General features: G+C 71.5%; 11 protein-coding genes and 2 pseudogenes. 3 read left to right on the forward strand and 10 right to left on the reverse strand.

Annotation, left to right across the window (positions count from 1 at the left end):
• Positions 1-32 precede the first annotated feature (32 nt).
• Positions 33-677: pseudogene (locus ABZ464_RS09660) on the reverse strand (alpha-ketoglutarate-dependent dioxygenase AlkB); the annotation flags it as partial.
• Between the two features lie 78 nt (positions 678-755).
• Here ABZ464_RS09660 and ABZ464_RS09665 point away from each other — a divergent pair.
• A complete protein-coding gene (locus ABZ464_RS09665; protein ID WP_359273678.1) occupies positions 756-1,892 on the forward strand; it encodes a methyltransferase in 1,137 nt (378 codons plus the stop codon).
• Here ABZ464_RS09665 and ABZ464_RS09670 read toward each other — a convergent pair.
• Positions 1,879-2,715: a class II fructose-bisphosphate aldolase gene (locus ABZ464_RS09670; protein ID WP_359273394.1), complete on the reverse strand. Its 837-nt coding sequence runs from the start codon at positions 2,713-2,715 to the stop codon at positions 1,879-1,881. The two genes, ABZ464_RS09665 and ABZ464_RS09670, sit on opposite strands and share 14 nt — an antisense overlap.
• A gap of 21 nt (positions 2,716-2,736) precedes the next feature.
• The gene (locus ABZ464_RS09675) at positions 2,737-3,612 is read right to left on the reverse strand and encodes an SIS domain-containing protein (protein ID WP_359273397.1); all 876 of its coding nucleotides are present in this window, start codon (positions 3,610-3,612) and stop codon (positions 2,737-2,739) included.
• Positions 3,613-3,696: 84 nt separating this feature from the next.
• Here ABZ464_RS09675 and ABZ464_RS09680 point away from each other — a divergent pair, with 84 nt between their 5' ends.
• Positions 3,697-4,476, forward strand: a complete 780-nt coding sequence (locus tag ABZ464_RS09680) for a DeoR/GlpR family DNA-binding transcription regulator (protein ID WP_359273400.1) — start codon at positions 3,697-3,699, stop codon at positions 4,474-4,476.
• Positions 4,477-4,633: 157 nt separating this feature from the next.
• Here the strand turns inward: ABZ464_RS09680 and ABZ464_RS09685 are convergent, their stop codons facing one another.
• The 5 genes and pseudogenes from ABZ464_RS09685 to ABZ464_RS09705 all read right to left on the reverse strand — a co-directional run.
• On the reverse strand, positions 4,634-5,104 hold the full coding sequence (locus tag ABZ464_RS09685) for a YbfB/YjiJ family MFS transporter (protein ID WP_359273403.1): 471 nt from the start codon (positions 5,102-5,104) through the stop codon (positions 4,634-4,636).
• A gap of 279 nt (positions 5,105-5,383) precedes the next feature.
• Entirely contained in the window at positions 5,384-6,070 is a 687-nt protein-coding gene (locus ABZ464_RS09690; protein ID WP_359273406.1) for a type 1 glutamine amidotransferase domain-containing protein, read from the reverse strand.
• Between the two features lie 90 nt (positions 6,071-6,160).
• The gene (locus ABZ464_RS09695) at positions 6,161-6,754 is read right to left on the reverse strand and encodes a TetR/AcrR family transcriptional regulator (protein ID WP_359273408.1); all 594 of its coding nucleotides are present in this window, start codon (positions 6,752-6,754) and stop codon (positions 6,161-6,163) included.
• A gap of 188 nt (positions 6,755-6,942) precedes the next feature.
• The gene (locus ABZ464_RS09700; protein WP_222977293.1) at positions 6,943-7,173 is read right to left on the reverse strand and encodes a 4-oxalocrotonate tautomerase family protein; all 231 of its coding nucleotides are present in this window, start codon (positions 7,171-7,173) and stop codon (positions 6,943-6,945) included.
• 344 nt (positions 7,174-7,517) lie between these two features.
• A pseudogene (locus ABZ464_RS09705) lies at positions 7,518-7,707 on the reverse strand (SDR family oxidoreductase); the annotation flags it as partial.
• Positions 7,708-8,015: 308 nt separating this feature from the next.
• Here ABZ464_RS09705 and ABZ464_RS09710 point away from each other — a divergent pair.
• Positions 8,016-8,921, forward strand: a complete 906-nt coding sequence (locus ABZ464_RS09710; protein WP_359273411.1) for a helix-turn-helix transcriptional regulator — start codon at positions 8,016-8,018, stop codon at positions 8,919-8,921.
• A gap of 432 nt (positions 8,922-9,353) precedes the next feature.
• Here the strand turns inward: ABZ464_RS09710 and ABZ464_RS09715 are convergent, their stop codons facing one another.
• Positions 9,354-11,675 carry an MFS transporter gene (locus ABZ464_RS09715; RefSeq protein WP_359273414.1) on the reverse strand — a complete coding sequence of 774 codons (2,322 nt, stop codon included), beginning with the start codon at positions 11,673-11,675 and terminating at the stop codon, positions 9,354-9,356.
• Between the two features lie 159 nt (positions 11,676-11,834).
• A complete protein-coding gene (gene htpG, locus ABZ464_RS09720) occupies positions 11,835-13,733 on the reverse strand; it encodes a molecular chaperone HtpG (RefSeq protein ID WP_359273417.1) in 1,899 nt (632 codons plus the stop codon).
• Between the last annotated feature and the right edge of the window lie 89 nt (positions 13,734-13,822).

Genomic DNA, 13,822 nt, shown 5'->3' on the forward strand with positions numbered 1-13,822 from the left:
TCGGCGGCGGACGTGCAGGGTGCCTCTGGGAAGCCGCTCACCCGCAGCGTGAGGTTCAGCCGCCCCGTCAGCTCCAGCCCCGCCGGTGCCGTACCGGGCAGGATCCGCGGCACTCCGTGGTAGGCGAGCCGGGACGGTCCGCCGAAGACGAACAGATCGCCGCTGCGCAGCTCCACATCGGTCCAGGGCCGGGTGCGGGTCTCGGTGTTGCCGAAGCGGAACACACAGGTGTCGCCGAGGCTCAGGGACACCACGGGCGCGTCGGACCGCTCGTCGGCGTCCCGGTGCAGGCCCATACGCGCGTCGGCGTCGTAGAAGTTGATCAGCGCGATGTCGTACGGGGCGGCGGTCGCCGCGTCCGGTCCGAGCGTGTCGGCCACCGCGCGCCGCCCCAGCTCGCCCAGCCAGTCCGGGAAGGGCTTCACCGGCGTACCGTCTCCGTCGACGACCGTGCGGGCGTAGGCGTACGGGTACCAGTGCCAGCCCAGGCAGACCTGGCGGGCGGTCATCGTGCCGCCGCCGGGCGTGCGGACCGTGCGCAGGCCGGCCGGGGGTCTCGCCCAGGCGCGGCAGGCTCGAAGGAGGTCGGCCTGCCGGTCCGCGTCGAGCCAGTCGGGCACGTGCACCGCGCCGGGCGCGATCCGGGCCCGCTCCCGGGGAAACAGCTCGCCGTCCATGGGGCCATCCTCTCCCACCGCACCGACACCGGGTCTGAGCTGCGGCTGGGCTAGCCTTGGGGCACCATGAACGACCGTATGACGACGCCGTGGGGCGAGGTCGCCCTGGCCCGCTTCCCCGAGGACCCACGCGACCGGCTGCGTGCCTGGGACGCCTCCGACGCGTATCTGCTCCGGCACCTCGCGGAGCGGGACGTACCCCTGACCGGCACGGTCGTGGTGCTGGGCGACCGCTGGGGCGCGCTGGTCACGGCGCTCGCGGCACACCGCCCGGTGCAGATCACCGACTCCTGGCTGGGGCAGGAGGCGACCCGGGCGAACCTCGCGCGGGCCGGTGTCGAGCCCGGCGCGGTGCGGCAGCTGACCACCCAGGACCCGGTGCCCGAGCGGATCGACCTGCTCCTGGTCAGGGTGCCGAAGAGCCTGGCGCTGCTGGAGGACCAGTTGCTGCGGCTCGCGCCCGCCGTCCACCCGGGAACGGTCGTGATCGGCACGGGCATGGTCAAGGAGATCCACACCTCCACCCTGAACCTGTTCGAGCGGATCCTCGGCCCCACCAGGACCTCGCCGGCCCAGCAGAAGGCGCGGCTGATCTTCTGCACCCCGGACGGGTCGCTGTCCCGCCCCGCGAACCCGTGGCCGTACCTCTACGACCTTCCGGGCGACGTCGGATCGCTGTCGGGCCGCCCGGTCGTCAACCACGCGGGGGTCTTCTGCGCCGACCGGCTGGACATCGGCACCCGGTTCTTCCTGACGCACCTGCCTGCTACGGAGGGCACGCGCCGGGTCGTGGATCTGGGGTGTGGCAACGGGATCGTGGGGACGGCGGTGGCGCTGGCCAATCCGGAGGCGGAGGTGCTGTTCACCGACGAGTCGTTCCAGGCGGTGGCCTCGGCGGAGGCGACCTTCAAGGCGAACGGGGTGCCCGGGCACGCCGAGTTCCGGGTCGGGGACGGGCTGACCGGGGTGCCGGACGGCAGTGTGGACGTCGTCCTGAACAATCCGCCGTTCCACTCCCATCAGGCGACCACGGACGCGACGGCGTGGCGGATGTTCACGGGCGCGCGGCGGGTGCTGCGGCCGGGCGGGGAGCTGTGGGTGGTGGGCAACCGCCATCTGGGCTACCACGTGAAGCTGAAGCGGCTGTTCGGGAACTGCCGACTGGTGGCCGGGGACCCGAAGTTCGTGGTGCTGAGGGCGGTCAGACGCGGGTGAGCAGCCGCAGGGTCCGCTCCACCGTGTGGGCCATCGCCTCCCGTCCCGCGCTCAGGTAGCGGCGCGGGTCGACCACCGTCGGCTCGGTCTCCAGGAACCCCCGGACCGCCTGGGTGAGGGCCTGGTTGAGGGCGGTGCCGATGTTGACCTTGACGATCCCGCCCGCGACGGCGGCGGTGAGCCGGTCGTCGGGGACGCCGGACGAGCCGTGCAGGACCAGCGGCACGTCGACGGCCTCGGCGAGCCGCGCCAGCAGGGCGTGGTCGAGGGTGGCGGTGCGGGTCGTCATGGCGTGCACGCTGCCGACGGCGACGGCCAGGGCGTCCACGCCGGAGCCGTCGACGAAGGCGCGCGCCTCGGCGGGGTCGGTGCGGGCGCCGGGCGCGTGCGCGCCCTTGCCGCCGATCTCCCCCAACTCCCCCTCGATCCACAGTCCTCGGGAGTGCGCCCAGTCGACGGCGGCGCGGGTCGCCGCGAGGTTCTGCGCATACGGCAGCCGGCAGGCGTCGTACATCACCGAGCTGAACCCGGCGTCCGCGGCCCGGTGCAGCAGGGGGTCGCTCCGGACGTGGTCGAGGTGCAACGCGACCGGTACGGCGGCTTGTTCGGCGACGGTCACGGCGGCACGGGCCAGCGGGAGCAGCCGGTCCTGGCGGAACCTGACGGCGTTCTCGCTGACTTGGAGGACGACGGGCGCGCCGGCGGCCTCGGCGCCGGTGACGACGGCCTCGACGTGCTCCAGCGTGATGATGTTGAAGGCGACGGCGGCGGTACGGGCCGCGCGGGCGCGGGTGACCAGCTCGCCGGTGGTGGTGAGGGGCACGGCAGCTCCCGGTCGGGCGGGTCAGAGGATCACGGAGCGGGTGAGGTGTCGGGGCCGGTCCGGGTCGAGCCCCCGGGCGGCGGCGACGGCCACGGCGAGCCGCTGGGCGCGGACCAGCTCGGCGAGGGGGTCCAGCGCTCCCCGCACCCACAGCGCGCCCGTGTCGCCCACCTGTCGGGCCAGCCCGTCGGGAGCCTCGCCGATCATCCAGGTGGCCGTGCCGGCCGTGCTGACGCTGATCGGGCCGTGCCGGTACTCCATGGCGGGGTACGCCTCGGCCCAGGCGAGCGCGGCCTCGCGCATCTTCAGGGCCGCCTCGTTGGCCAGGCCCACGGTCCAGCCGCGCCCGAGGAACGTGAACTGCCCGCGTTCCACGAGCCCTTCGGGCAGCGGCTCGGCGAGCGCGGTGCGGGCGTCGGAGACGGCGGTGTCGGGATGCAGGCCGAGGTGGGCGCGCAGCAGGGTGAGGGCGGTGGTCGCGAACCTGGTCTGCACGACGGAGAGTTCGTCGGCGTGCTCGAGGACGACGACCCGGTCGGCCGTCCGTCCGACCGGGGTGCGCGGGTCGGCGGTGACGGCGGTGGTGGGGGTACGCCCCTTGAGGCGGGCGAGGAGGTCGAGCACCTCGGTGGTGGTGCCGGAGCGGGTGAGGGCGAGGACCCGGTCGTAGGGGCGGTGGTGGGGGAACTCGGAGGCGGCGAAGGCGTCCGTCTCGCCCTGCCCGGCGCCCTCCCGGAGGGCGGCGGCCGCCTGGGCCATGAAGAAGGACGTGCCGCACCCCACGATCGCCACCCGCTCCCCCGGCCGGGGCAGTTCGTGTGCCCACCGGCCGGCTTCGGCCGCGGCCCGGGTCCAGCACTCCGGCTGGCTCCTCAGCTCGTCCTCGACGTGGGTCATGCCCCACCTCCCGCCGACGGTGATTGTTCCTGCAAGATTGAGCCAGGTTTCGAACAACTTCAAGCATGCGAACGGAGACGGCCGATGGCACACGACGCCCGCTGGAAGGCGCTGCTGGAGCTGCTGGTCGAGCGGGGCCGGCTGGAGGTGGCGGAGGCCGCGGCGGAGCTGGGGGTGTCGGCGGCGACGATCCGGCGGGACTTCGACCGGCTCGCCGAGCAGCAGATGCTGGTCCGCACGCGGGGCGGCGCGGTGGTGCACGGGGTGTCGTACGAGCTGCCGTTGCGCTACCAGACGGCCCGGCGCGCCTCCGAGAAGCAGCGGATCGCGCGGGCGGTCGCGGATCTGGTCGGGCCGGGCGAGGCGGTCGGGCTGACCGGGGGCACGACGACGACGGAGGTGGCTCGGGCGCTGGCGGTGCGTGCCGATCTGGCGTCCGGTACACCGGCGCTGACGGTGGTCACCAACGCCCTGAACATCGCGACCGAGCTGGCGGTGCGCCCCCAGTTCAAGATCGTGGTGACGGGCGGGGTGGCGCGGGCGCAGTCGTACGAGCTGGTCGGGCCGCTGGCCGACGGGGTGCTGGGGCAGATCACCCTCGATGTGGCGGTGCTCGGGGTGGTGGCCTTCGATCCGACGGAGGGTGCCGCCGCGCACGACGAGGCCGAGGCGGCCGTGAACCGGATGCTGTGCGCACGCGCCGGGCGGGTCGTGGTGGCCGCAGACTCCAGCAAGCTGGGGCGGCGGGCGTTCGCCCGGATCTGCGCGGCCGACGCGGTGGACACCCTGGTGACGGACACGGGCGCGGACGCGGAGACCGTCCGGCGGTACGAGGAGGCGGGGATCCGGGTCGTCGTGGTGTGAGACGGCCGGTGCGGACGCCCGTGTCGGCCGAGGTGAGAGCCTGTGCTCGTCCTTCCGGGTCTGGCCTCGAACGATGTCTGGACGTGCTCGCGATGGGTGCGCCGTGTGGCGCACGGACAGGATGACAGGTGATCGACTACGACGGCGAGGCCGGAGGCTACGACGCGTCTCCTCCCCGGCGTGGGCAGCGTCCGAGCCGATGCCGGCAGGGTGGGGCGGCCCCACCGCCTGGCCAGGGCCGTCCCCGGTGCTGAACCGGGGATCGCGGCGAGTCCGACGACGACCCACGCGCCTGCGCCGACCCAGCCGGGGGCGTCCTGAGTGATCGAGGCGACGGGGAAGGTGCGGCGATGATGTAGCCGATGCCTTCGAGGGTGTAGCTGAGTGCCAGTGCGGTGAACCACCGGTGTGTGCGGGTACGGTTCTTCGCCGCGCCGGTCGTCTGCGGGGTCGGCGGGCCGAGTTTCCAGGAGGCTGCGGTGAGCAGCAGTGTGAGGACGGTCGCGATCCACCACGCCGTACCCCAGGTCGCGACCTCGCGGACCGCCAGGACCAGCAGTCCGGAGAGCATGATGGCTGGCGCCAGGTTGGCCCCGTCGGCGGCGGAGAGGTGGGCCTGGTAGTGCATCAGCGGCAGGATCGGGGTGTGGGCGAAACGCCAGACTCCGTTGCCGGCGGCCAGCGCTGCGGCTCCCCGGGCCGCTGTGCCCCAGGGCGCGGGTGGCCGCCGGTCAGCAGTCTCAGCGGGCTTGAGTGCCGTCCACTCGTTCGACGATGAACACGGGGGATGAGCACACCGTCGAACGCCGTGGCCTCCAGAGTTTCTGTCGCCCCGTGTCCGACGACGGGCGTCACATCATGGCCGGGTCCGTCACGCGTTCGCGCGGCATGACGACGTAGGCGCTCATCAGCCGGCCTTGGTGACCAGCTCGATCACGGCGTCGGCCGCGGGGGCCGAGGAGGCCGGGTTCTGCCCGGTGATCAGCAGACCGTCCGTGAGGACATAGGGCTGCCAGTCGTCGGTCTTGGAGTAGAGGCCGCCGAGCGCGGTGAGTTCGTCCTCGACCAGGAAGGGGACGACGTCGGTGAGCTGGACGGCCTCCTCCTCGGAGTTGGCGAATCCGGTGACCTTCTTGCCCGCGACCAGCGGGGTGCCGTCCTCGTTGACGGTGTGCCGCAGCACACCGGGTGCGTGGCACACCAGTCCCACCGGCTTACCCGAGCGCAGCGTCGTTTCGATCAGCCGCGCGGAGACGGTGTCCTCGGCCAGGTCCCACAGCGGTCCGTGCCCGCCGGCATAGAAGACCGTGTCGAAGTCGCCGCCCGAGACGGAGTCGAGGCGCACGGTGTTCGCCAGTGCCTCGGTCGCCTCCGCGTCGGCCTCGAAGCGCCGGGTGTCGTCGGTCTGGAAGCCGGGCTCGTTGCTCTTGGGGTCAAGCGGCGGCTGACCGCCCTTCGGCGAGGCGAGCGTGATCTCCCAGCCGGCCTCCTTGAAGCGGTAGTACGGCGCCGCGAGCTCCTCGAGCCAGAACCCGGTCTTGACGCCGGTGTCGCCCAGCTCGTCGTGCGAGGTGAGAACAATCAGAACCTTCATGACACACTCCTGGGGGTGAGTAGACCAGTCTACTTTTTTGGGGGGTGAAAGGGGCCCCATGACCGGACGGGCCATGGGGTTGCCGGCCGTCTACAGGTGCAGAAGCCTGCGGGTTGCCTCTGTGACGGTGTCGAGCGGGGCCAAGCTGCGATGGATCTTGGCCATGACGCTGGCGCCGAGCCACATGTCGTACAGGACCTCCGCGACATCGCGGGCCTCACCGTCGACCGAGAGAGAGCCGTCCTCCAAGCCGTCGGTGATCGTCCGCTCGATGCGGTCGACGACGGCGCTCGTTCCTTCCTTCAGAGCCATTCGCATCGTCTCGGACAAGTCCGCGACCTCGGCACCGAGCTTCACGGCCAGGCACTTGCCCTGGCACTCCTCGAGGCTCTGCGTCTGACGCCACTGCTGCCAGTAGGCCATCAGCCGTTCGGCCGCCGACCGATCGGCCCGGGCCAGAACACGGTCCATGTCCATGAGGTAGTCCGCGAAATAGCTCCGCAGGATCGCTTCACCGAAGGCGTCCTTCGAGGCGAAGTAGTGATAGAAGGACCCCTTCGGCACGCCGGCCTCCGCGAGCACCTCGTTGATGCCGACAGCGGAGTAGCCCTTGCGGGCCATGATCCGCTGGGCGGTGTCGAGGATGATCCGACGGGTGTCGGTGGTACGCGTAGCGACTGGCATGCAGAAAAATTAGCACCCGAGTAGACCAGTCGTCTAGAAGGAAAGCTCGCGCTTCATCTGCTCCAGTCCGGGCGAACAATGTGAGCGACGTGGACCGGCGCGGCCTGACCGCGCTGTTCTGGCCCCACGCCACCCCGGCGGCCCTCGGTTTCAAGGGTGCTGTCGTGGCCGAATGACGGCCGGTGCGGTCAGGCGCCGCTGGTGTCGGTCGGTGTCGCCTCGCCGAGCATGGCGAGGGTCAGCACATTGCCGGAGATGCCCCAGCCGCCGTCGGCGACCTCTTCGACCAGAACCATGGTGTTGTCGCGGGCGCGCTCGCCGTAGATCTCGACATACAGCTCGGTGGTGCGGGTGACGATCTCCTCCTTCTGCTTCGGGGTGAGGGTCTTCTCGGGAACCTTGAAGTTCGCGAAAGGCATGGCTGGTTGTTCCTTCTCTGAGTGGGGTGTTACAGGGAGCTGCCCGCGGTGAGCGGGCTGTCCAGCCCGATGCGGCGGAGTCCATGTGGGTGCCCAGAACATTCACGTCGTACAGGTCCGTGAACCTCTCGGCGGCTCCCGGGAGCAGGTGCCCGGCGTTGTGCACGACCACGTCCAGCTCGACGGCGTGCACGTCGACCCGGTGGTCGGTGCCGTAGCGCGTCAGGTCGGCCGCCGCGGTCGCGTTGCGGGTCGCGATCCGGCGGATGCCCGCGTACACGGTGTGACCGGCAAGGGCCAGAGCACGCACGGACAGTGCCCCGATGCCGCTGGAGGCCCCGGTGTCAGTTGATTCCGCCGTTGGCACGGACGACCTGCCCGTTGATCCAGTGGCCGGCCGGGGACGCAAGGCACGCGACCACCTCGGCGATGTCGGCCGGGGTGCCGAGCCGCTGAAGCGGGGGCTGGGCGGCCAGGCGGGCGATGGTCTCCTCGTCCTTGCCGTCCAGGAAACATGTCGGTGGCCGTGGGGCCGACCACGACGGCGTACCCGTCGGCGGCCAGTCGGCCGACGGGCCGACGGCCGATGCCGCGCGAGCCGCCGGTGACGATCGCGACACGGGGTGGCGCGGCGGTCCCGTCGGGGGAGGTGTGGGTGGGCATGGCTGACTCCTGTTGGTCGATGCGAAGGTGGGGTGGAGGCGGAGGGGGCGGCGTTGTCTCGCCGTCCGCCCTGCTGTGTCCTCCACGATCGCCCGGTTCCCCACTCCCAGCCAGGGCTGCGTCCACCCAGGGGTTGCCACCCCCTGGCTACGGTCCGGCGCGCGAACGACCATGGAAGGGTGAACCTTCCCGAACTCGGTGCCTTCCTCAGGACCCGCCGCGACCGCATCCGCCCCGCCGACGTCGGTCTTCCCCACGGCCCGCGCCGGCGCGTCCCCGGGCTGCGCCGCGAGGAAGTCGCCCAGCTGGCGGGGCTGTCGGCCGACTACTACACCGAGTTGGAACGCGGCGGCGGCAGGCACGGCGTGCAGCCCTCTGCCCAGACCCTGGCCGCCCTCGCCCGAGCCCTGCGTCTGACCGGCGACGAGCGCGACCACCTGTTCCACCTGGCCGAACGGCCGATCCCCCGTTCGACGCACGGACCGTCGGCCCATGTACAGCCCGCACTTCTGGGCCTGCTGGACCGGCTCACCAACACACCGGCACGCGTCATCAACGACCTGCACGAGACCCTGGTGGAGAACGACCTGGCCCGGAACCTGCTCGGCGGCTCCCCCGCCCACCGCGGCCCGACGGCGAGCTTCGTGTACCGCTGGTTCACCGACCCACGGACGCGCGAGATCCACCCGCCCGAGGATCACCCGCACCACTCCCGGGTGTTCGTGACCGACCTCCGGGCAGCGGCCGCCCGGCGCGGCCGGGACGCGGAGGTCACGCAAATGATCGCTGTACTACGCCGCCGCAGCCAGGAGTTCGCGACCCTCTGGGACACCCACGACGTGGCGGTGCGCCGCATGGACCGCAAGAAGATCATCCACCCCATGCTCGGCGTCATCGAACTCGACTGCCACAACCTCCTCAGCGAGGACGGACGGCAACGCCTGCTGTGGTTCACCGCCCCGCCCGGAAGCCCGGGAGCTGAGCAGCTGGAACTGCTGTCTGTCGTAGGGACCCAGGAGCTGAGCGCCACGGAAGGCATGGCGCGGGAGGGGTTGTCCGCGGCGGAATCCGGATCGCAGCGCTGACCGGCGCCACAGACGTCTGCAGTCCCAGCTCGTGAACTCGTGAAGCGACAGATGCTCCACGCCGTCCTTAGCCGCCCGCGGCCGGTCCGAACGGGCGCCGTATCCGCTGTCGGCGAACCAGAGTTGGATGTCGCCGGGGAGCCGTGCGGCCCGGATTGTTGGATGTTGCATCCCTGCCGGTAGCCGCCGCGTTTGTGTGCGGGCCCGCTCCAGCCAGGCCCGCATCTTCGCCAGTCGCGTGCGCCGGCGCACGAGGACGGTCTTGCGCTCCATCGGGCATGAGCCGTGCGACTGCCTCTGCGCTGTCCGGCCCGCACACCGAAACCATCAACTCCCGTCTCTGGGAGGACACTTGGCTCGAAGGAAGAACAAGTTGAAGGACCGGCACCCGAGTGGGGCGGATGCCGGTCCGCTCGTGAGGCGGCAAGGCGACTACTCGCCCGCGTGGGCGAGTTCGATGTCGTGGTCGTCCACGTCACCGCCGAGGCTGATCCCGGTCGCACGGGCCGGATAGCCGGTCGCGATCACCGTGTACTGGCCGCCGTCCAGATCGGAGAAGGCGTACGCGCCGTCGCTGCCGGTCGTCGTGGAGGCGACGACGTTCCCGGCGGCGTCCACCAGCGTCACCCGGGCGTCGCCGAGCGGGGCGCCCGCACCTCGTACCGTGCCCCGGACCTGCGCGCCGGACCGGAGCTCGACGTCGACCCGGGTGAGACCGGTGGCGCCGATCTCCACGGGCAGCGCCAGGGGCCGGTGCTTGGGCGAGCTGACGGCGACGGTCACCGGTCCCGGCACCAGGTCCGCCACCGCGAACTCGCCTATGCCGTCGGTCCGCACACTGGCCAGCACATCCCCGCGCACATCCGTGACGATCACGACCGCCCCGGCGACCGGAGCACCGCTCTCGGCAGAGCGCACCGCTCCGACGAGCCCGCTGCTGCCGACGAGGAGGACGTCGTACGTCACCGGCGCCGCCCCCGCCACGACGGTCGTCGCCTGCGGCTGGTGCCCGTCGGCGGCGGTGATCAGCACATACGTGCCCTCCCCTGGCGCGTCGAGGGCGTAGGAGCCGTCGGCGGCGGCGACAGCGCGGCCCAGCTGCCGTCCGCCCAGCGAGATCAGCGTCACCGCGGCCCCGGCGACCGGCGTTCCCTCCGCGCCCCGTACCCGCCCGCGCACGGGATGCGCGCCGGCGCCCGGCTCGCCGGCGTCGAGCCCCGGCACCGTGGCGACCAGCTCGGCGACGGCACGGGCCAGCGGGACGGCGACCGCCGCGCCGACGGCCCGCTCGTCGGGGCCGGCGGGTGGCGTCGCCGCCTCGGCGGGCTCCGCGGCCGCGCGCTGCCGCCGGGGAAGGAACGCGGCGACCGCCAGCGCCAGCAGCGCCGCACCCGAGCCCACCGCCATGACCACCTTGAAGCCGTTCTCGGACGGCAGGGCGACGGCGCCGAAGGTGGTGGTCATCTGAGCCAGGATCACCCCGGCGACGGCGCTCGCGGTGGAGGTGCCGATGGACCGCATCAGCGTGTTCAGACTGTTGGCGGCGGCCGTCTCGGCGGGGTCCACCGCACCCATGATGAGCGCGGGCATGGCGCCGTAGGCGAAGCCGATGCCGGCGCCGACGACGCAGGAGACCAGCACGAGCTGCCACACGGCGTCCATCAGCACGATGCCCAGACCGTATCCGGCGGCCACGATCACGGCGCCGATCATCAGGGTCACCTTGGGGCCGCGCGCCCTGGACACCAGCGCGGACAGCGGGGCGGTGGCCATCATGACCAGGCCCGTGGGAGCCATGACGAGTCCGGCGGCCAGCAGCGACCTGCCCAGACCGTAGCCCGTCGCCTCAGGCAACTGCAGTAGCTGGGGAAGGACCAGGGACATCGCGAACATGGAGAAACCGAAGGCCATGGAGGCGAGATTGGTCACCAGCACCTGACGCCGGGCGGTGGTCCGCAGGTCCACCAGGGGCTGTGCGACGCGGAGTTCGAACAGGCCCCACAGAAGGAGGACCACGCCCGCCGCGCCGAACAGCCCGAGCGTGGTGGCGCTGCCCCAGCCCCAGTCGGCGCCCTTGGAGATGCCCAGCAGCAGACAGACCAGTCCGGCCGCCATGCCGAGGGTGCCCACGAGGTCGAAGCGGCCGCCGGCGCGCACCGGCGACTCGGGCACGCACAGCGGGACCACCGCGGCGGCGACCACGCCCAGCGCGGCGGACGTCCAGAACAGCGCATGCCAGTCGAGGTGGTCCGCGATGAGCGCGGCGGCGGGCAGACCGAGGGCGCCGCCGACGCCGAGCGAGGCGCTCATCAGCGCGGTGGCCGAGCCGAGCCGCTCGGCGGAGAGTTCGTCGCGCATGATGCTGATGCCGAGCGGGATGACACCGGAGGCGAGGCCCTGCAGCGCCCGGCCGACGATCATCGGGGCGAGGGTGTCGCTGAGGGCGGCCGTGACGGATCCGGCGACCAGCATGAGCAGGCTCACCAGCAGCATGCGGCGCTTGCCGTACATGTCGCCGAGCCGGCCCATGACGGGGGTGGCGACGGCGGCGGCGAGCAGGGTGGCGGTGACGGCCCAGGTCGCGTCCGAGGCCGACGCGTTTAGCAGCTTCGGCAGTTCGGGGACGATCGGGATGACCAGCGTCTGCATGAGCGAGACGACGATCCCGCCGAAGGCCAGCACCGCGACGACGAGACCCGGCCGCCGGGCGGCGGGATCCCCCGTCGCCGAGCGAGTGGGGTGCGCATGGGACATGGTGGCGGGCCTCCGTGGGGGGATGCGGTCCAGCACGAACTGCCCAGCATCGTAGGCCCAGTTGATTGACTCAACCAATCAGAATGTTCGGTGTGCGGGCAGTGAAGATTCCGGGCGGGGGCCTCTACACCGTCCCCGCCCGGAATCACCCGGCGACCGCTAGAGCGCGCGCTCCAGACGCTCCGCCACCAGCTTCACGAACCGTCCGGGATCGGTCGGCCGGCCGCCCTCGGCGAGCACCGCGAGACCGTGCAGCAGTTCGGCGGTCCCGGCGAGCCCGGTGCGGTCCTCGCGCTCCTGGTAGGCCTTGTTCAGGCCCTGCACCAGCTGGTGTCCGGGGTTGAGTTCGAGGATCCGCCGGGCCTTGGGCACCTCCTGGCCCATCGCGCGGTACATGTTCTCCAGCGCGGGGGTGAGGTCGCCGGTGTCGGAGACGAGGCAGGACGGGGAGACGGTGAGGCGCGCGGAGAGGCGCACCTCCTTGATGTCGTCGCCCAGTTGCTCCTTCATCCAGCCGAGCAGGGCGGCGTACTCCTCGCCCTGCTTCTCCCGCTCCCCGTCGGCCTGGTCGTCGGCCTCGTCGTCGAGATCGACCTCGCCCTTGGCGACGGACCGCAGCCGCTTGCCCCCGAACTCGCCCACCACGTCGACCCAGACCTCGTCGACGGCGTCGGTGAGCAGCAGGACCTCGATGCCCTTGGCGCGGAACGCCTCCATGTGCGGGGAGTTCTCGATGCTCTCGCGGGACTCGCCGGTCAGGTAGTAGATGTCCTCCTGACCGTCCTTCATCCGCTCCACGTACGCCGCGAGCGTGGTGAGCCCGTCCTCGGCGTGGGTGCTGGCGAAGGACGCGGCGGCGAGCAGGGTCTCGCGGTTGTCGGAGTCGCCGAGCAGGCCCTCCTTGAGGACGGAGCCGAACTCCCGCCAGAACGTGGCGTACCGCTCCGGGGCGCTGTCCCGCATCTCCTTGACCGTGGACAGGAGCTTCTTGGTCAGCCGGCGCTGCATCATCCGGATGTGCCGGTCCTGCTGGAGGATCTCGCGGGAGACGTTCAGCGAGAGGTCCGCCGCGTCGACCACGCCCTTGACGAAGCGCAGATAGGGCGGCAGCAGCGCCTCGCAGTCGTCCATGATGAAGACGCGCTTGACGTACAGCTGCACACCGCGCTTGTAGCCCTGGGTGTAGAGGTCGTGCGGGGCGTGCGAGGGCACGAACAGCAGGGCCTGGTACTCGAAGGTGCCCTCCGCCTGGAGCCTGATGGTCTCCAGCGGTTCACGCCAGTCGTGACTGATGTGCTTGTACAGCTCGTGGTACTCGTCGTCGGACACCTCCTCGCGCGAGCGCGCCCACAGCGCCTTCATCGAGTTGAGGGTCTCGGCCTCGGGCGTGGTGCCGCCCTCGCCCGGCCGCGGGACCGTGCGGATCGGCCAGGTGATGAAGTCCGAGTAGCGCTTGACGATGTCCTTGATCGTCCAGGCGGAGGTGTAGTCGTGGAGCTTGTCCTCGTCGTCGGCGGGCTTGAGATGCAGGGTGACCGAGGTGCCCTGCGGCGCGTCGTCGACGGTCTCCAGGGTGTACGTCCCCTCGCCGCGGGAGGACCAGCGGGTGCCGTGGCTCTCGCCGGCGTGCCGGGTCACGAGGGTCATCTCGTCGGCGACCATGAAGCCGGAGTAGAAACCGACGCCGAACTGGCCGATGAGCCCCTCGGCGCTGTCCGCGTCCTGGGCCTCGCGCAGCTCCTTGGCGAACTGCGCGGTGCCGGAGTGGGCGATGGTGCCGATGAGTTTGCCGACCTCTTCGTACGACATCCCGATCCCGTTGTCCCGCACGGTGAGCGTACGGGCCTCGGCGTCGGTGTCGATCTCGATGTGCAGGTCGGAGACGTCGGCGTCGAGTGCGTCGTCCCGCAGCTTGGCGAGGCGCAGCTTGTCCAGCGCGTCGGAGGCGTTGGAGACGAGCTCGCGCAGGAAGACGTCCTTGTTCGAGTAGACCGAGTGGATCATCAACTGGAGGAGTTGACGGGCCTCTACCTGGAACTCAAACGTTTCGGTCGTCATGGTTCGGGTGTACCTCACGGGTTCCGGGGATTCCTGGACTGGCGAGGGCCACTTTACCGAGTGCCACCGATCTTCGACTGTGCGTGGGG

Origin of the sequence: Streptomyces sp. NPDC005820, assembly GCF_040630255.1 — a bacterium.
Classification (GTDB): Bacteria; Actinomycetota; Actinomycetes; order Streptomycetales; family Streptomycetaceae; genus Streptomyces.